We start from the raw sequence: 20343 nt of genomic DNA on the forward strand, positions 1-20343 counted from the left end.
TGCTAATATACCGAATGTTTCATCATCGAAGTACTTTACCCACCACCAATACCACATTTTACTTTAATTACTTCTAAACTATGGAAATTATCCAGTTCAAGAGTCTAGACTTCTACATAAAAACAAGATTATTCACTATTTAACAAAAATGTCAGATACTGGTCATTTTACAAACAACCGACACAAAACCTCTTAATTTTTCAGTGGTTTGAGTCACTCTACAAATAGATCTGACCAGTTGTATTCATTGGAGTTTTTATTCTGTTTCTGCTGTTCCAGCAGGAAATGAAACCTTGAACAAAGACAAAGTTCTGTGTCCATTACCATGACGATGGATGGAAAGATTGATACTGTTTGCGCATTCTATCCCATCGTCAGAGTACCAACATGCTTCACCAAGTCGTCAGTATTCTATTCCCTGTTTTTGCGTTGGTTTTTGTTGGGTATTTAGTTGGGCGCTACATAAAGCCAGACTTCCGCCCGATCAATCGCATCAATATGGATGTGTTTACACCAGCACTTGTATTTTCATCGCTAGTCAGCATGCCGATTGATATGGGCCAAGTTCCTCTTTTACTTGCTGCTATTATTGCCGTTGTCATACCTGGTGTTGTGATGATACCTATCGCAAAGCTAAGCGGGCTATCCTTCAAAACATGGGCACCACCACATATGTTTAGAAATAGCGGAAACCTTGCCATCCCGTTGTTCACTTATACCTTTGGGGAATTAGCTCTCCCTTCTGCGGTACTCTTGTTCGTTGTCTCCGCCTGTTTGCACATCAGCTTAGGCGTCATGCTGCTTAGTAGCGGCAATCCGCTCAAGCAGATCATCAAGATGCCAATTTTCTTATCCGCTACGCTCGCATTAGTGATTAACCTGTCCGGGGTTAGCGTTTGGAACCCGCTTTACGAAGCTACCGCATTACTTGGTCAAGCTGCTGTACCGGTTATGCTGCTCTCATTGGGCGCACAAATGCTCAATCTAAGGCTCAGTGGCCTGAAGGTTGGTCTGATGTGTACGTTACAATCACTTGTGACAGGAGCAGTAGCGTTTGCAATTATTTATTGGTTGATTCCACTGCCTACGATGCAACTGCAAATGATGGTGTTGTTCACCATGCTGCCACCAGCCGTAATGAACTATTTGTTTGCCGAGAGGCTGAACATTGAGCCAATGACCGTCGCTTCAATGGTTCTGTTTGGGAACTTTTTCAGCATAATCACGTTACCGTTATTGCTTATGTTTACTCTTTCGCTCTCTTAGCGATGCCTAATCATTCACTTTACGATTGCAGCTATAAGGTTGAATGTTAGACTGGCAGAAAAATATTGATTACCCCGTGCCCCTAAACGATATGAAGTCCATTATCCAGATCAGTGACTGTCACTTGAGTGATAAATCCAGTTTTGAGAACTTGCGTAAAGCATTGCTTCTTGCCCAAGGTGACGCGTCTTGCGATACCCTTTTGTTTACTGGTGATCTTTGTTGCAATCCTAGACCCGGTGACTATCACGCGTTCGTTAATATGGTAGAGGCTCACGTCGAGGGGAAAAACATCTTCGCGATTGCTGGCAACCACGATGATGCAAAATTGATGAAGCAAGAACTGCTCGGCAGTAGTATCAAAGTCACAGATAAAGCGATAATCCATAATCGTGAAGTCTTGTTCTTGGATTCCAGCACCAAACCGCTTGATAGGCGCCATCCTTTGGGCTCTGGCAGGATCGATAAGCGCGGAATCGCGCGTTTAACCAAGCAACTTCGCGACACAACCAATCCAATTATTGTTGTCCATCATCCTATTATTCCCGTCGGTTCAGAATGGATGAAAGCCATTTGCTTAGAGAACGACGCGAGCTTACTTAGATTGTTGGCCGAACATCAGGTTCGAGACGTTATCTGCGGACATGGCCATGATGCATTAACGGCCACACAGCGAGGCGTCACCCAACACATGGCACCAGCGACAGCCTACGGCTTTGATCACAGCATTAAAGAATATAATCGAAGTGAGCAAATTGGCGTGAATAAGCTCTGCTTCGAGGGTGATGGTATCACCGCGACACCCATTTGGTTACCGCGTAACGAATCAAAATAACCAATTAAGCTATAGGTCAATTAAGCTACAGGTCGAGGGTATAGACTGTTCCGATACTCAACAAACAGGAACTGGGCCTACATCAGCCCAGTTCCAATTTCAGCGCTCGATAAGCAACAACAACCTCCTAAGTTCCAATGACCATTGGTTACACTGGTAATTGGTTCTACAAGTTATTGTTGCTATCGCTGGATTTAGGCTAATTCGTGCTTAAACACCGTTTGATTGGTTAGAAGGTCTTTCATTTTCTGGCCAATACTTGCTATTTGTTCAGCACTGTAACGTGCGGTCTGATAAGTCACGATTAAGCGTAAGGTTCGTTGACCATCGACAACATTCTCCATCATCTCGAAGTGCAAGCCAAATAGCGACTCAGTTTTATTCGGTAGAATTTGCTGGTACGCAATTGAATCACCATCAGGCTGTTCCAAAGCGCCGTATAGTGCATTATCTGCATGAATTTGAGCGTAAACGTCGAACATAAGTCCATCTTTAGGATCTAAACCAAGTTCATGCTGTACTCTATCGATAGGAACCGTTGCATGTGGCATCGAGTCATTAATGGTTTGAGTGACCTCTTGAACCAATTCAACAAAGGACTGTTCAGGTTTAAACATCACACGGTGCGCAACCATGGTCGTAAAGTACCCTACCGAATCGAAATACTTCGCATCGTCTCGTCCAGATGCAGATGTACCAATCACAAGATCTTTTAAATTGCCGGCTTCGTGGAGGGCTTGAGCAATTGCCGAGTATACGACACTAAAAATCGACGAGTTTTGCTCTCTTGAGATCGAAGAGACAACGTCATGCGCATGCGTACCTAAATCAATTTCCAACCAGTTAGCTTCAATTGGATTGATATCCGCAGGCAGCTGACCAACATCTGACGTGGCTAAATCCAACCCGCGAGTCGCACCTTGTAATCGTTCAACCCAGTAAGCAAGGTCCACTGCATTGACGCCACGCTCCCTTTGAATAGTGGCATAATCATGAATAGAATTCGCCGGTTTATCCCACGTAGGCTCTAAACCTTGAACACGTGCTAAATAAGCTTTAGAAAGTTCCGGCATCAGATTATTCAATGACCATTCATCAATCACCATATGATGAATAAGGAAAGAAAGAACTTGTTGACCAGTCTGCTCATCTTTAAAGAAGCGAACTCGTAGAGGTAACTCTTTACCTAAATCAAAAACGTAAGCCGCTTCGGATTCCAAGCTTGCGTCACCCGCCTCTGAGCTGTTCCAGAACCATACATAGCTTGAAAGATCCTGTTCTGGAATCACACGCTGAACGGCTCCACCGTCCATATCAACGAATAGCGTTCTTAGCCCAGTATGACGAATCAATAGGTCTAGAAATGCGAGTTTAAATGCCTCCTCATCAACCTCAGCATCAAAACGCATGGCAAATGGCAAATTGAAGATCGCACATTTCCCAGTGGCAATGTGTGCATCCCAAAGGAACGCTTGCGCGAATGACAGTGGCGCGCCCTCATCCGATATTGAGCGTTGTGAGATACCCTCTTCTTCAAGCATGGAATTTGAGGAAGATTGATTTAACGAAGCACATTCAGCAAGCGCTTCAGCACTTGGGAATTTGAAAAAATCATTAAAGCTGATTTCGATACCATGATTGTTCATCAAGTTACCGATAATTCGCGTGGCCAACAAAGAATGTCCACCGACTTCAAAAAAGTCGTCATCTAATTCAATACTAGAGTCATCAAGGCTCGTTCTAAACTCAGTCAAAATTATATCTTTAATATTATCATTAGAACCACTATGACAATTAAAATCAGCTAAATCGACTTCTTGAAAAACTAAGCTGCTTACCAAAGAATCCTTATTCAGCAAGTCATAGTTACTCTTGAGAAAATTAATGACATTAAAGTCACTTAATTGATTTTCAATTATAGGATGGCTGACGATAAACACGAACTTTTCTTGCTCTGTTTCTACGATAACTAATCTAAATGGAGATTGATGTTCAGGTTGCCATGGTGTCGTTTTCAGGGTTTCAATTAGCTCTGAGAGTTGTTTTTTTGGAATTTGTATAACACTACTTATCTGCTCGCCTTCTGTATCGAGCCATTTTTCCAGCTCAAATTCTTCAGAAAATCCATAGCGTAAATTGAGCCCATAATCTTCGATGGCGAGCTTTTTAAATGCCTCTTCAATAAGCCAGTTTTTACTATTACTATCAATAGCATAGAAACTCAAAAGCCATGAGATGCTTTCTGGTTCTTGAAGCTGCTGCATCCATATTGTTTCTTCAGCGTCGGTGATTGGTAATCGCTTTTTTGTTTCTTCTGTGACGTTATACATATAATTCTGACTCTTTTTTAACCACTCAATAGGCAGACAAATATTTTTTCAAGTTTATGCATTTAACTGTATACGAATTCGATACAATAATGATAGGATTAATTATCATTTAGATTTGCATTTCACGTCAAGCTAATAATAAATCTGAGTTAAAAACACAAATTCTTTCACTCAGATCTTTAGCCTATTGATGGGAAATCTCAGTATATATCTCAGTTTTAAATGCCGAAAAAGGCTTTTTGAGAGTGAAGTTGTGACCTTATTATTCAGCAATAAAAAAGACGTCGACATATTTTTAATCCACAATCAATATCGACGTGGAATATTATTTTTTTCGTATCTCATACCATTATTTACATTCAATAATATTGAAGGGCACCTGTCTCTTATTTATTTCGGACTGCATGCCGTATGAACGCTAAAATTATCTTTGTTTTCTTTTTATTGTGTATCGTTTCCATTTTTATTGGCGCCAATCCAATCGATTGGTCACTACTGCTGAAGATGGACGAAAATGCTTGGTTGCCGATTACTGCTAGCAGACTTCCGAGGTTGGTTGCGTTGATTCTTACAGGGGCCGGCTTGGCGATGTGCGGCGTCATCTTGCAACACATCGTCAGAAATCGTTTTGTAGAGCCTGGGACTACCGGCGGCCTAGATGCTGCCAAGCTTGGTATTTTGGTATCGATCGTCATGTTGCCAAATTCAGATAAGCTTGAGCGCATGATTTTTGCTGTCGTCTTTTGCTTTGCAGCAGGGCTCATTTACATCGCGATCGTACGAAAAATTAAATTCAGTAATTCAGCATTGGTCCCAGTCATTGGACTGATGTTTGGCAGCGTATTGAGCGCAATCGCTGAATTTTACGCTTATCAAAATAACGTTCTTCAAAGCATGTCTGGCTGGTTAATGGGAGACTTTTCTAAGGTCGTACAGGAACACTACGAGATCATTTACCTGATCTTACCCACCACTCTGTTGACCTACTTCTACGCAAATAAATTTACCGTCATGGGCATGGGAGAAGATGCAGCATCGAACTTGGGCATTAACTTCGCAACAACGGCAGCGTTAGGTCTGATGCTGGTTTCCGTGACCGTTGCTGTGACCGTCGTGACCGTCGGGGCAATTCATTTTGTCGGTTTAGTGATCCCAAACCTTGTCGCACTAAAATATGGCGACCACCTGAAGAACACACTGCCCATCGTGGCATTGGGTGGCGCATCACTACTTATTTTTTGCGATGTGATAAGCAGACTTGTGGTCTTTCCTTTTGAGGTTCCGATCGGCCTTACCGCGAGTGCGATTGGTGGTACCCTATTTCTTGTATTGCTCCTTAAAGGAGCACGTGCATGAAAGCTCTTAACACAAACACAATTGTCACGGTGATGCTGTTGAGCATCCTATCTATGACTTTTGTTTTCGTTAACTCCGGATTGGATTTTGATTACATCATACCGAAAAGACTCATTAAGCTCGGAGCGATCTTTGTGGGCGGTAGCTGTGTCGCAATTTCCGCAGTGATTTTTCAAGCCTTGGTCGGCAACCGAATTTTAACGCCATCAATCATGGGGTATGAGTCTGTTTACCTTGTATGGCAGTCCCTACTTTTGTTGATTGCAGGTACTGCAGGAAGCGCAGCGCTTGGTGTCATCGGTAATTTCGCTATCTCAACACTGCTGATCCTTTTGTACTCATTTGCGATTCAATTCTGGGTTCTCAAGAAGTTTCAGCGTGATATGCACCAAGTGCTTTTGATTGGCTTTGTACTCACGATGGTTCTAACAACCATTGCCCAGTTCGTCCAACTTAGAATCAGCCCTGGTGAGTTTTCGATACTTCAAGGGCTCAGCTATACGTCATTTGAAAGAGCAAAACCTTCTACCCTGCTCTTCGCGTGCGCGGTGTTAAGCGTATTCGCATTCTTTGTAAAACGATGGTCTCGTGAATTAGACGTCATTGGACTTGGCCGAGACCAAGCAATGTCATTAGGCCTTAGCGATAAGCACTACATTCCAAAATATTTTGCTGTCATTGCAATACTCGTCGCTATTTCGACCAGTTTAATTGGCCCTACCGCATTTATGGGGATTTTCATCGCCAACATCGCTTATTCGACCTCCAGATCATCGAGTTATGGGCAGGTACTGTGGGCGGCTTGTGCTATTGCCATCATCATGTTTCTGACGGGGCAGCTCATGGTCGAGCATCTATTTAACTATAAAACCACCGTCTCTATCTTGGTCAACGTGCTTTGTGGTGGGTATTTTCTCGCCATCACAATCAGAGCTAGAAGCCAGATTTAAAAGACTGTAACTCGCCTTTGAAAAGGCAATCTAACGACAACAAAAAGGAAATGTCTCATGTTTAAAAGCACTCTAAGCTTGAGTGTCGCTCTTGCTTGCTGTTCTCTTGGTGTATTGACGGCTTGCGAGCCCACTGCCGCAATTGCTAAAACTCAAGCCGCCCAGCCACTCGATACTCCAATCGTGATCGAACACAACCTTGGTGAGACCGTAATTTCAAGCCGTCCGCAACGAGTAGCGGCACTAGACATGAACGAGGTAGACTTTTTAGATCAGTTAAATGTTCCGATTGCGGGAATGGTCAAAGACTTTATCCCTCACTTCCTAGAAGTGTACAAAGCATCGCCGGAAATCGTCGACCTCGGAGCAATCGTTCAGCCAAACATGGAAAAGGTCTACGCTTTAAAGCCTGACCTTGTGTTAATGACGCCACTTCACACCACCCGATATGAAGAGCTATCCCAACTCGCACCGACTTTGCACTTTGACATCGACTATCGCAATAGCCGTGGTCACCACGTTGATGTTATCAAAAAGCACCTTGTTGACTTGGGAGAGATCTTCGGCAAGCAAGAGCTAGCACAGCAGAAGGTTGCAGAAATAGATGCAAAAGTTGCTGAGGTTCGAGCTGTCACCACAGAGCGTCCAGAGAAAGCCTTGGTGGTGATGCACAACAACGGAGCCTTCAGTTCATTTGGTGTCGAATCTCGATATGGTTTTGTCTTTGATGTATTGGGCGTAAAGCCAGCAAGTGAGAAAGTCGAAACCAGCTTGCATGGTCAGCCGATTTCCAGCGAATTCATTAGCCAAGCCAACCCAGACATTCTTTACATCATCGACAGAACTGCAGTGATGCAAGGAAAGCCAATAATAGATGCAGAACATTTGGCAAACCCACTCCTTCGCCAAACAAAGGCATGGAAAAACGGTCACGTCGTTTTTGTTGATCCAGATGCTTGGTACATCACTTCTGCCAGTGTGACGTCTCTAAAAATTGTCATTGACGACGTCATCAAAGGTTACGAAAGCTCGGCCTTATAGCCAATCGTTTTGTAACGAATATCTAAATAATTAATCGCTTTACAACAATAAGTTGGGCCGCAAGTAGCCCAACGGTCAAAGCCGTCTCTGGCATCAGGACGGATGTGAGCCAGCCAAAGTAAGAACAAGGAAATAATAATGACTCATAACTATCATCAGATAGCAGCTAATTCTTCAGCAAAGGTACTTAACGGAACGCTAAGCCCAAGTCGCGTTGCACTCGTCATCGCGCTTCAACTTGGTGTGTATGCACTACCAATTAACCTTGCACATGCCGATGAAATCGAATCAGACGAGTCCATGACGGTATTTGGCGAAGCCAATAAAGGCTATGCTGCTGGTAAGATCTCAACCGAAAGCAGCCTAGGTATGCTGGGCGACAAAGACTTTCTCGAGACACCGTTCAATGCGCTCGGGTACACGGACAAACAAATTCAAGACGTACAAGCTCAAGATATTTCGGACGTGATCTCAGCGACGGATCCATCCGTTTTCACAAGCGGCGAAACAGGGTTAAATAAAGAAAGCTTTAAAGTACGAGGATTTAACCTCGATGTCGGCGATGTTATGTTTAATGGTCTTTACGGCATTGCGCCTTATTACCGTGTTAGCCCAGAGATGTTTCAGCGTGTTGATGTACTAAAAGGCCCATCTGCACTTCTCAATGGTATGGCTCCAAACGGCTCCGTTGGAGGCTCTGTTAATCTTGTCACCAAGCGCGCAGCTGAAACACCAACCACTGCCTTTACGCTTAACTACTTATCTGACGCCCAATTCGGTGGACACATCGACATTGGCCGTCGTTTTGGAGCGAATGATCAATTTGGCGTGCGTTTCAACGGGGCATTTAAAGATGGTGACACAGCGGTGAACCATCAGAGCAGTAAAACGCAGCTCGCTGCATTGAGCCTGGACTGGCGCAACAATATTGCCCTCGTAGAAGCCGATTTTTATTACAGCACTGAGCGAGTTGATGGCGCGAACCGAGGCCTAAGCATAGCTCCCGGCGTGAAAGTTCCACCACCACCTTCATCCGACACCCTTTTAGCGCCAGACTGGGCATACAACGACAGTAAAGATAAAGGCATGATGATTCGTGGCGAGCTCGACGTTACTGACTCTGTCACGCTCTATACTGCGCTAGGAGGCAGTCGAACTGATTTCGATTCCAATGTTCCACAAAGAATCAAAATTATTGATAACTCAGGCACGCTTGAAGTCTCTCAAGGCGCAGTAAAGTTAGACAGTAAACGTACATCAGGTGATGTTGGGGTTCGTAGTGAATTTGATACAGGACCAGTTGAGCACTATCTGGTACTGAATGGTACTTACTTTAGAGAAGATAAACACGACGCACCAGCCGGGAACAACGCGCCTGAGTCTTGGAAACCAAATATCTACGATCCAGTTTGGGGGCCAGCGCCTTCAGGCTATGACAATTACTACCAATTACCGGTTGATTCGACTCTCGTGAGCTATGGAATCGCAGACACCCTCTCTTTTGCTGATGGCACCTACCAATTAACACTGGGCGTTCGTCATCAAAGCATCGACTTTGAATCCGGTATTGTTATGAATGGTATGTCACTGCCAACCACAAAACTAAAAGAAAGCGCAGTCACCCCTGCCGTTGCGTTATTGTACAAAGTATCGAGCTCTGCCTCACTATACGGCAACTACATCGAAGGCTTAACCAACGGTAAAACAGCACCGAGAGGATCTGCGAATATCGGAGAGGCATTCGCGCCGCAGAAAACCAAACAAATCGAAGCCGGGCTGAAACTTGATCTTGACGACTTTGCCCATACCTTCAGCCTGTTCGAGATCAAAAAGCCAAATGGATATCAAGATCCTGTCACTGATATCTATTCATTTGGCGGTGAGCAACGTAACCGTGGTGCTGAATGGGGCTTCTACGGTACCGTACTTGAAGACTACACACTAACAGGTGGCGTTGCATACACCGATGCCGAAATTACCAAAGCAACCGACGTAACGACTGAAGGTAAACAAGCGACAAAGCAACCAAAATTCCAAGCGAAGCTCGCACTGGAGTGGAACTTACCTGCGATGCGTGATCTCACACTTATTGGCCAAGCTAACTACATGTCTGAGCAATATATTGATGCGCAGAACACGCAATCATTATCAGCGCAGACGATTTTTGACCTTGGTGCTCGATACAATTCCACCATCGCAGAAACCAACGTCGTTTGGCGTCTTAACGTCAATAACGTGACCGATGAAGACTACTGGACAAGCACACATTACGCCACCCTTGCGCTAGGTGCACCACGCACAGTGATGTTATCAGCCACTGCGGATTTCTAGTCCTATCCTCTTACGCCCTTAGCTATCTGACTAAGGGCTTTTTCTTTTCTGCTTGGCTTTTTAAGAGAGTTCACAATGAAACAAAGCGAACCATTACCTTTCCACCAAGAGGCAGCATTACCTTTAACCTCATATCAAAGCTGGTTGCTATCCACTCAAAGGCAGCGCAGCGAACAGAGGTCGATAGCTAATTTTATCTATCAAGAATTTGATTACACAAATACATCTTGGGACACCTTTAAACCTTGCCTAGAGGTTTTAATTAACCATCACCCGATGCTTAAGGCCACTATCAGCGACGATTTCTTCCTCCAAAAATCTAACACGCATCATTTAGATGCGTTCGCCGTTAATGACTTAACCTCCGTTTCTGAAGAAGAGGCTATTGAGAAGCTGAAGCACGCCCGCACTGAACTGACAACAAGCCGTTCGTCCGCAACGGTTTACTTGGTCGTGAGCCTTTTGCCATCAAATACCATCAGGCTGCACGCTCGTTTCAACTCTGTTGTCGTCGATATGCCAAGTGTGATGCTGTTTTTTGAACAACTTGCTCAAATGTTACAGGGCACAAGTCTGAGCTTTGCTACTGAGGAGCAAGTATTCGTATCGCATCAACAGTTGGTCGATAGTGAGTTGGTCAAGATACCATCGAACAGCAGTAACGACTGGGAAGAACATTTACTCAATCTACCAAGTTCCGCTAATGTCCCAACGCTTTGTGAACCGGAGAAGCTGATTGAGACAGGCGTAACAAGGCGAACATTAGCGTTGCCAACAGACAAATGGCATCGGATAGTCAAATACAGCCAAGCCTATGAGGTTACATCAGAACTGACATTAGCGAGCGTGTTCGCCGCAGTACTCTCCCTGTGGGGGCAACAGAGAGAGATGATGTTAAGGTTTGATTGCCATAAAACACAGCTCACCTTGATGTTATGGGTCAATTTACTCAGCCGCTATTGGTCAGCCTATCAGGAATCAATCAGCGTTTTGTTTCACTTGTAAAAGAGAACCAAAGTCACTTCGAACAAGCTCAATCGTTTCCAACCATGGCGATTTTCCCGCTTGTCCAACAATTAGCAAAGCTTTCAGAATCCCATCGCTATCCAGCCAACATCGCTTTTTCTAGTCAGCTATCAACCGTCAATCAAAAACCAGTATGGGGCTGTTACCAATCAGCAAATACATGGCTCTCCCTGCATGCCACTATTTCACAAAATGGGCTCGAATTGCATTGGGACAGTCAGGATGCCCTTTTCCCAGCAGACATGATACAAGATATGCTGTGCACCTTTTCCGAACTGCTCGAGCATCTCAGCCAAGCGGAGAGTCACTGGAATCAACCTTTACCCGTATCGCTGCCTAAAAATCAAATCTCGGTGCGTCGTGCTATCAACAACCAAGATAACCAACCTCTGCCAGAAGGTTTACTCCATCATGGTTTCTGGGAAAACGCCGAGCGCTTCCCTAATGCTACGGCAGTTATCCACGACCAAATTTCACTCAATTACCAAACGCTAGCGGACTACGCAGAACGTTGCGCTAAGACATTGACACTAGCAGGCGTTGAACCGGGAGATCGTGTCGCGATAAGCATGGATAAAGGTATTGGCCAGATTGTCGCGGTCTTGGGCATTTTGTATGCAGGCGCTATTTATGTGCCGGTTTCTCTCGATCAACCCAAGGAAAGGCGTGAAGGCATTTATCTAGGCGCGGGCATCAACGTGGTCATTACCGACGATGCGGCTGTGACAGATGACACATCAACCGACGGCTTCACTTACCTCACATGGCAAGACGCAATAGAAAGCAGCCCACTGGACAAGTCTCCAGAAGTAGACCCGGAGCAGCCTGCTTATATCATTTACACTTCGGGCTCGACAGGCACACCAAAAGGGGTGGTTATTTCTCACCAAGGTGCTCTCAACACCTGTATCGCTCTGAATCAACGTTATCAAGTCGACCATAACGATCGTGTGCTTGCTCTCTCAGCGCTTCACTTCGATCTCTCTGTTTATGACATCTTCGGCTTATTGTCCGCTGGTGGTGCGGTTGTGTTAGTGAATGAATCGGACAGAAGAGACCCAAGTGCTTGGTGTAAAGCAGTTGAAGATCACAACGTCACGATGTGGAATAGCGTTCCAGCCCTTTTCGATATGCTTTTAACCTACTCTACGTGTTTTAACTCCAAGGCCCCTTCTCGTCTTAGGTTAACCATGCTGTCAGGCGACTGGATAGGGCTCGATCTTCCTGCTCGTTATCGCCAGTATCGATCTGATGGGAAATTCATCGCAATGGGTGGGGCGACCGAGGCGTCGATTTGGTCTAACGTATTCGATGTTGAGCAAGTCCCGAATGACTGGCGTTCTATCCCCTACGGATACCCTTTACCAAGACAGCAATATCGAGTGGTTGACGAGCTGGGGAGAGACTGTCCAGATTGGGTACCCGGAGAGCTCTGGATTGGCGGTGACGGCGTAGCACTCGGGTATTTTAATGATGAGCCGAGAACCCAAGCACAATTTTTAACACTGGATGGCCAACCTTGGTATCGAACAGGAGATATGGGGTGTTACTGGCCTAATGGCACGCTCGAATTTTTGGGACGCCAAGACAAACAAGTCAAAGTCGGTGGCTACCGCATTGAGCTGGGTGAAATCGAAGCCGCACTTAATACGATTCCTCAAGTGCAGCGAGCAGTTGCATTGGCAGCAGGCAAAAAAGATAAGACACTCGTCGCTTTTGTTGTTACGGATTCAGTACAAACGGCAACTAAACCTCTGAATACTGAGGACATACAACGCCAGTTGAAGGATCAATTGCCAAAATACATGCTGCCTCAACGCATCCTATTGCTTGATGCATTGCCTCTTACCGCCAATGGTAAAGTTGATCATAAAGCACTCGCTCAGATGACAAGTCGTAAAAAAAAGCCAATGTTCGAACTCAGAAAAGCCATTGGTTTCTGCCAGCGAACTTAAAGTAGCAGAGCTTTGGGGTGATGTACTCGGACAACAAGCATTCCATAAGCTCAGTGACTTTTTCCAATCTGGAGGTGATGCTTATCGCGCAGTTGAATTAGTTCAACGCTGTCACAAAGCGGGATACCCGATCAAGTTGTCGGTATTGTATCGTTACCCTACGCTCGAAGCGTTCGCTCTCATAATGGAGAGGTGTAAAATCACAACACCTCAAGGAGCGTGATCATGAGTCCTTTAGTGACTATCGCAACTTCTGAGGCACATTGCGATACACATTATGTAGTGTGCCCTTTCGCAGGAGGTGGCAGCCGAACCTTCACAAGCTGGCGTAAGCTCAACCTCTCGAATGAATCCATTTCAGTGATGGTGTATGCAGGTAGAGAAGCGCGAATTGACGAGCCCGGCATTGAGACCATCGAATCACTGGCCGGGGAGCTGGTTCAAGCCCTAGTAGCGAGTAGCCTACCAATCGAAAAGACCGTCATCATTGGCCACAGTATGGGTGCGCAAGTGGCGTATGAAGCGTCGAAGCAACTCATTCAATTAGGGCAATCACCGCAGGGTTTGGTGATTTCTGGGTGCCAAGCGCCTCATATTCGGGGGCGGAGATTGATAGGCGACTGTGACGATCAAGCTTTCATTGAGAATCTGGTTGATATGGGAGGATGTGATCGCAGCCTACTCGATAACCCACAATGGTGGTCAATCTTTCTTCCTGCTTTACGAGCGGATTTCACTGCAACGGAGAGGTATCTGTTCCCATCAGCACCGGATGATCAGGCTAAACTATCCGTCCCAACACTTTTAATATCAGGAGATCGTGATTCTGAAGCGTACTTTGCTGAAGTAGATGATTGGAAACTCTGGTGTAATGAAGTGCGCGATCATCTTGTTGTCGAAGGGTCTCATTTCTATATCACTGAGAATGCTCAAAAGATGATCGACTATCTAAGGGTTTTCTCGAACGAACTGAAATGTCCTCAAATCTGAACAAGTTAAGCTTAAATGCGGCGTGACTCATCAATGCCAAAATAACGACAAGTAAGGGCATGCAATCTCAATGGTTGCATGCCCTATTATTTCAAATAACCAATCAATGTGCCTCTGGAGTGCCGTAAGTTTGGAAAGCCGACTTCTTAGGTAAGCGGTACACTTCTTCGCCTAACATCGTATTGATGATTGAAGCGTTTCGATGAGCACCAATCCCCAGGTCGGGACCGCCGACGCCATGTTGGAAGACTTCTGGATTTTGGACGAAGACGTGTCCAATCCCCTGATCACAACGTTGGGCAGAAAAGTCCGATTCAACAATCAAATCGCCATGTTCATCCACGGCTAACACCGATCCTTTCAGTGCCTCCAACCATGCTGGCCATTGATGCGTGTAACCTGTTGCACAAATGACAGCATTAGTATGAAGTGTGAATGCTTTTTCCTGCTGTGATTGATAACACGACACTGTGAAGACATCAGAGCCTTCTATTATCTCGATATCATTCACCTGACAGTTGGAATACAGATTCAGTCCCGGCTCGCGTCCTCCTATCGAACGCTCATAAAGTAAGTCAAAGACATCCGCGATGGTATACCCACTTATCCCTTTATATAGTTGCCCTTGTCCTTCTACGATGTTTCGACGTTTCTCACGTGAAAGCGTGTGAAAATAGTCCATGTATGCTGGAGTAAAGCACTCTTGGCCCAGCTTAGATGCTTCCATCGGATGGAAGCCAGCAGAGCGAGTTACCCAATTAACCCTCGCGCCGCCTTTGATCTGCTCATCAGTCAAATCCCGATATAAGTTGAGAACACACTCCGCTGCACTTTGGCCCGAACCTACCACGGTGACGCTGTTACATTTAGCCAACTCCTCGCGCATGTGTGCAAATTTAGCAGAGTGCTGAATCAACGGGTGAGCAGCATGGCTTGCCCACTCCGGTAGCCAAGGCGCAGTACCAACACCGATCGCTAGATTTCGACTGTAACGTTCTTTAATTCCACCGTCAGTCGATTCACTTTGAACCTTAAAGCACTCATTGTCTTGAGAGTATTCGACACCAACAACATTTTCACTGTAGGTACAGTTTTCTAGTTGCTCAGCCGACCATTGACAGTAATGGTTATATTCGCTGCGCGGAACAAGGAACGTTTCGTAATAGTAAAATTGGTACAAGCGATCATGTTGTTTGAGATAGTTTAAATAGCTCAACGGATGAGTAGGATCGGCCATAGTGACCAGGTCGGCCAAAAAAGGAACCTGTAAAGTTGCACCCGGTAATAACATACCACTGTGCCAATTAAATCCATCCCGGCGCTCAATAAACTCGGTGTCGAGTTTAGGTTGATGAGCAGTTAAAGCAGCCAGCCCTAGGTTAAATGGTCCTATTCCAATACCGACAATATCTTTTATTGTTATATTCACTTTTTCTCCTTGATATGAGATGAAAACGTTATGAATTGTGGGAGGCGCAAACCTCTGGAATGGCAAGGTCAACACCACCATCCCAGAAGAAAACATGCCACTAAATCAATGATGCATTAGGTCACGACCTCGAAACCCTGAGTTAAAGCGAGCGCTTTTACCTCCGCAGCATCTTTACAACGAATGAGCTGCATCGGTGGCAGCTCCACCCGTAGCACTTTATTTAATTCAGTACTGATTTGTTTTAGATGGTTAGGCCTCAAACCCAACTGGGAAAAAGGCAGGCTCTCTTTGGTTTCATCAGTCACTGGTTTACCAAGCACCTGGCAATAGACATCAAAGATAATCTGTTCGGTTGAGTCTTCAGCAGCCAAATCGCTGAGCGGTCTATCGAAGAGCTCTATCACTCTGGACTCCAAAGGCTTTAGAGTTTGCTCAGGGGCAGTTTCAAACAGAGAAGTCTCAGCCATATGGCAGAAAGTCATATCGATATGATCCAATATCATTTTCACCTGTTCGTCCGCCACGGCTTCGCTGGCATAGTCAACACTGAACATGATCGAGCCACCAGCCATGGCAACAAAACGTACATCCATTGCAACTTGAGGAGTTTGTGTCAGCCCACGCTGAAGTTGCATAGGTGCATTCTTACTGAGCGTTGGCCACGATAAACCGTTTGTTATCACAATCGGCAGAGTCGGCCCTGGTCCACATCGCTCAAATAAAGTACGAGCCAAATCAACCCCAGAAAACGCGAGATGTTCGAGCCCTTCTAACGTGTCTGCTTGCAAGCTTTTGGCTCGCTGAAGATAATCGTTTTGTGCTGCTTGCCATTGAACAGCAATAAAACTTGATTCACTTGAGTATGTCGCGCTCACCATTGGCAACACCGGAACCGCAACACACAACTTTCCATCACTCACATGCGAAGATATCGCCTCAAGAGCTGCTGACATCATCATGGTATTCTTGTAAAGGCCCTGCTTGCCTCCCACCCGAACGAGCTTTTTCACCGTCTCTTTATCAATCTCAAGACTCTGCCTTTGATAACGAGAACAAGGGATCGATTCGAGTAATTTGTGCCAAGGGAATTGCATCGGTTTATCGACAGACTTTAGTTTTTCCAGCCAATAGCTTTCGTCTCTATGGCGAGTAATTTTCGGGTCTTCTGTCGATGACTCGGGTTCAATATGCGGTAAGTAAGGCGCTTCACCTTCAAACAACTCAACCAACAGCGCAGCAATAGAGCGAGCATCGAGGATTAACGCATCAAAGCGCGCGAACACATGAGTGATACCATCCGGAAGCGCAAACATTGTGATATCCCATAGCGGTCGCTCTAAATCAAACATGGCGTGGCTGTAATCATGCCTGAAGCGTGCTAACTCACTTTCTACCCTGTCTTTTTCTGTGCAAGATAAATCATGCAAAGTCAGGTTCACTTGTGGGCATAGGCTAACTTTCAGCTCGAGTGATTTACTATCAATATATTTCCTCAAGCTTGGGTATTGGATGACCATTTCTGATAGCCTGCGACGGATAACAACTGGAGAAAGCGTACCTCGATATTCAAGGAGCTCCTGCATTGCAACTCCGCCTAATGGCATCTGCGTCGTTCGACCTAATAAATATGCGCGCTGCATCGAGCTCAGCTCCGCAGTTAAGTCAGACTGGCATACGAGCTTTGAGTGCAAACTGCCCATCGAGGCGGTCAATAATTTAGGGTTGGAAATGACGCTTTTGGTGAGAGCCACAAAGTGATCAAACATCGCAGATGTCCATTCCTTTGGTAGGTCTTCTTGTCGGACATCCCAATTAATCATGATACCACCATCAATGCTCACCACTTGTGAATCCAGTGCAACCTGAGAGCCTTGAGAGATAGTCCAATTCATCTTGCCAAAATGTTTATGGACGCGGCGGGAGAAAAGATCACCACTCGGTAAATCAAGAGCAGAAGTAAAAACAACCGGCGCTAACTGAGCACTACCATGATGCAACGAAAGATCTCGCATCACATTCACACCGTCATAGAAGCTATGACCAAGTAACGGCCCCATTTTTTCGGCGACAGAGTGGCAAAAATCGATCAGCGTGTCGGCCTGCGTCATATCAACACTGAGCACAACAAAATTGACGAAATCGCCGACAACCCTTTCTGTACCCTGCGTTATTGGTGGCCGCCAAAATACTGGAACGTTAATCCTAAAAGCTTCATCGCCTGTCGCCGTACCTAAGGTTGTTGCGAACAAACCTAGCATCAGATTAGCAGGCGTGATTTTGTATTGCTTTGCGAGAGAGAACAGAGTGGATCGCTGCTCAGAATCAAGCCAAGCGGAGTAGTGCTCACTTGTAATTTGACTTGGGTTGCCTTCAGGGAACGGCAAGGAAGGTGCTGGCGCAATACTTTCTAAATGCGCTTTCCACCACGCTCGGTCGACTTTTCGCTGTAGCTTGAGTTCTGGCTCTTCTTTTGCGAGATCATGCCACGCAAAAAAGGACGGCTTATCGTCCGTATCAAATACACAGCCTTCATAAAACGTCGCTAAGTCCTCGATTAAAATACGACAGCTGTCTGGATCGATAGCAATCATATCGGTATCAATATGAAAGCGAAACTCATCATCAGGTAATAAACTCACAGAGAACTTTGCGGCTTGTCCTTGTGTTAAATCAAGCTTTTGATGTGCCCATTGGCTTCTTTTTTCATTCAAGGAATCAGTTAATTTATCAGCCGATAATTGACTGAAGTCATCTACCTCTAAAATGTTTCCATTGGGCTCATCGATAATAGAACAGGTGCCTGAGCTATCAACCTTCAATCGCAACATTTCATGCCGTTTATATAGTTTTATTAAAGCAGCGTGAAGTTTTTCAAGGTTAATATTCTTGCCATCGAATTCGGTATAAAGGTGGGACGCAACGCCACCAAGTTTAGCGTTCGTATTTCTTCCAAACCAACATGCAGCCTGCATTGGTGTTAAATCACTCATCTGCTTTCACTTTGTTGACAATCAATCGGTAAGGCGCCATTATTTTGCAAACAATAATCATTTACAACAAAAATGTTAATATTATTATACAGATAAGCCTTAGACTTTGCTGAGGAAGGAATCCAGTGCGTTAAATGTTCCTGCTGCGTGATCTATGCCACCAGTAGAATAAAAATAGATTGACATATAAATAACATGAAAGATTGATAAGGAGGTTTACTCTGATTACACCAATATTTCGTAAATAGTTTGGTGCTCTTAATCTCTAACTCTTAATGCAATAACCATGCTGTATAAAATAACCGTACCCACTTCTATAAATAGAGAGCGACTTGTTATTTTATACTGTTATTTTTGACATTAATAATAAGAGCATGACAGCCGATAAAATAAAACCACCATAAAGCAACCTTTACGCTAATAGTAATTTAATCATTAGCAAGCTAGCTGTTAATTTTAAATAAAAACAACCAACCATATAAATACAATACTTTCTTCTTTAGAAACCATATAAATAATAATGATTAAGGTTTATTCGTACATCAGCCACTTGTACTTTAAATCATTAAAATAAGACTCAACAGGCGACACAATGAAACTATCCGATGAGGATCTAAGCAGACTTAACGAGTTCTGGCTTTACTGCAGCGAAAACCAATATTTTAACGTCGGGTATCCTGAATCTGCTGATTTTGATTATTCCGAACTGGAAAAGTTTATGAAGTTTTCCATCAATAACTGTGGAGATTGGAGAGAAGAAAGCAATTACAAGCTCAACTCCTTCGACTTTGAGAAAGACGTCATGCGTTACTTCTCCCAGTTGTTCAACATCCCCCATCAGGAAAGTTGGGGCTATATTTCTAACGGTGGTACCGAGGGCAACCTGTTTTCCTGTTATTTAGCCCGTGAGCTCTTTCCAACGGCCTATCTCTATTACTCTGAAGAGACTCACTACTCGGTCGATAAAATCGCTAGATTACTCAACATCCCATCGCGCAAGATCCCTGCTCTATCAAATGGTGAAATAGATTATCAACAGCTCGTAACTCAAATTGAGCGAGACCAACAAGGCAATCCCATTATCTTTGCCAACATTGGTTCAACTATGCGAGGTGCTATCGATGACATTAGAAGAATACAGAATGATCTCGCTGCTCTAGGGCTCGACAGGAAGGATTATTACATTCATGCCGATGCCGCATTAAGTGGAATGATCCTACCATTTGTGGATCAGCCACCACCCTACTCGTTTCAAGATGGCATCGACTCCATCACGGTATCTGGACACAAAATGATCGGGTCACCGATTCCATGTGGAATCGTGCTAGCCAAACAGCATATGGTTGACCAAGTTTCCGTGGAAGTGGACTACATCTCGTCACGTGATCAAACCATCAGTGGTTCCAGAAATGGCCATAGCGCACTATTCATGTGGGCTGCAATCAAGAGCCATTCATTGTCAGATTGGCAATCTAAAGTGAAGCTTTGTTTGGATATGGCGGACTATACCGTTCAACGCCTACAAAAAGCGGGCATTGAAGCATGGAGAAATAAGAATTCGAATACCGTCGTTTTTCCGTGTCCGTCTGAGCCGATTTGGCGCAAGCATTCTTTAGCCACCTCTGGGGATGTTGCACATATTATCACCATGCCGCACCTCAACAGCACTGCGCAATTAGACGCATTAATCGATGATGTCATTTTTGACTTATCGCCCGAATACGACCTTGGGCATGTCATCGGACAAAACTAAATCATCACGTTTAACAATGTCAGTTAAGAACATCAGTTCAATAGGCTTAATATGAAAACGACTATTTATGTAACCTTGATTTCTTCGT

14 protein-coding genes are annotated in these 20343 nt (G+C 44.8%); 11 read left to right on the forward strand and 3 right to left on the reverse strand.

What is annotated here, in order from left to right:
* Positions 1-387 precede the first annotated feature (387 nt).
* Together KHO06_RS10555 and KHO06_RS10560 are read left to right on the forward strand one after the other, a co-directional pair.
* Positions 388-1266, forward strand: a complete 879-nt coding sequence (locus KHO06_RS10555) for an AEC family transporter (protein ID WP_079402363.1) — start codon at positions 388-390, stop codon at positions 1264-1266.
* 91 nt (positions 1267-1357) lie between these two features.
* A complete protein-coding gene (locus KHO06_RS10560) occupies positions 1358-2101 on the forward strand; it encodes a metallophosphoesterase (protein WP_212582472.1) in 744 nt (247 codons plus the stop codon).
* A gap of 194 nt (positions 2102-2295) precedes the next feature.
* Here the strand turns inward: KHO06_RS10560 and KHO06_RS10565 are convergent, their stop codons facing one another.
* Positions 2296-4431: a condensation domain-containing protein gene (locus KHO06_RS10565; RefSeq protein WP_212581537.1), complete on the reverse strand. Its 2136-nt coding sequence runs from the start codon at positions 4429-4431 to the stop codon at positions 2296-2298.
* Positions 4432-4842: 411 nt separating this feature from the next.
* On the opposite strand from KHO06_RS10565, the gene KHO06_RS10570 reads away from it, so the two are divergent.
* From KHO06_RS10570 to KHO06_RS10595, 8 genes are all read left to right on the forward strand, one after another.
* On the forward strand, positions 4843-5787 hold the full coding sequence (locus KHO06_RS10570) for an iron chelate uptake ABC transporter family permease subunit (RefSeq protein ID WP_045368848.1): 945 nt from the start codon (positions 4843-4845) through the stop codon (positions 5785-5787).
* Positions 5784-6737: an iron chelate uptake ABC transporter family permease subunit gene (locus KHO06_RS10575; protein WP_212581538.1), complete on the forward strand. Its 954-nt coding sequence runs from the start codon at positions 5784-5786 to the stop codon at positions 6735-6737. The genes KHO06_RS10570 and KHO06_RS10575 overlap by 4 nt, the downstream gene beginning before the upstream one ends.
* Positions 6738-6794: 57 nt before the next feature.
* Positions 6795-7778 carry a siderophore ABC transporter substrate-binding protein gene (locus KHO06_RS10580; protein ID WP_212581539.1) on the forward strand — a complete coding sequence of 328 codons (984 nt, stop codon included), beginning with the start codon at positions 6795-6797 and terminating at the stop codon, positions 7776-7778.
* Between the two features lie 138 nt (positions 7779-7916).
* Positions 7917-10109, forward strand: coding sequence for a TonB-dependent receptor (locus KHO06_RS10585; protein WP_212581540.1), 2193 nt, complete (start codon positions 7917-7919; stop codon positions 10107-10109).
* Positions 10110-10184: 75 nt separating this feature from the next.
* Complete coding sequence (locus KHO06_RS26525) at positions 10185-11114, forward strand: hypothetical protein (protein ID WP_244858351.1); 930 nt, start codon at positions 10185-10187, stop codon at positions 11112-11114.
* Positions 11045-13090 (forward strand): amino acid adenylation domain-containing protein, encoded by a 2046-nt coding sequence (locus tag KHO06_RS10590; protein WP_244858352.1) that lies wholly within the window; start codon positions 11045-11047, stop codon positions 13088-13090. Before KHO06_RS26525 ends, KHO06_RS10590 begins: the two co-directional genes overlap by 70 nt.
* Entirely contained in the window at positions 13068-13313 is a 246-nt protein-coding gene (locus tag KHO06_RS26530) for a phosphopantetheine-binding protein (protein WP_244858353.1), read from the forward strand. The genes KHO06_RS10590 and KHO06_RS26530 overlap by 23 nt, the downstream gene beginning before the upstream one ends.
* A gap of 2 nt (positions 13314-13315) precedes the next feature.
* A complete protein-coding gene (locus KHO06_RS10595; protein WP_212581541.1) occupies positions 13316-14080 on the forward strand; it encodes an alpha/beta fold hydrolase in 765 nt (254 codons plus the stop codon).
* A 103-nt stretch (positions 14081-14183) separates the two neighbouring features.
* Here the strand turns inward: KHO06_RS10595 and angU are convergent, their stop codons facing one another.
* Together angU and KHO06_RS10605 are read right to left on the reverse strand one after the other, a co-directional pair.
* On the reverse strand, positions 14184-15509 hold the full coding sequence (angU, locus tag KHO06_RS10600; protein WP_212581542.1) for an anguibactin biosynthesis histamine N-monooxygenase AngU: 1326 nt from the start codon (positions 15507-15509) through the stop codon (positions 14184-14186).
* 116 nt (positions 15510-15625) lie between these two features.
* Positions 15626-18502, reverse strand: a complete 2877-nt coding sequence (locus KHO06_RS10605; protein WP_212581543.1) for a condensation domain-containing protein — start codon at positions 18500-18502, stop codon at positions 15626-15628.
* A gap of 592 nt (positions 18503-19094) precedes the next feature.
* Between KHO06_RS10605 and KHO06_RS10610 the strand changes: the two genes are divergently transcribed.
* Positions 19095-20255 carry a histidine decarboxylase gene (locus tag KHO06_RS10610; protein ID WP_212581544.1) on the forward strand — a complete coding sequence of 387 codons (1161 nt, stop codon included), beginning with the start codon at positions 19095-19097 and terminating at the stop codon, positions 20253-20255.
* The last annotated feature ends 88 nt before the right edge of the window (positions 20256-20343 follow it).

The sequence above is a fragment of the Vibrio sp. B1FIG11 genome, from assembly GCF_905175335.1.
GTDB classification, from domain to species: domain Bacteria; phylum Pseudomonadota; class Gammaproteobacteria; order Enterobacterales; family Vibrionaceae; genus Vibrio; species Vibrio campbellii.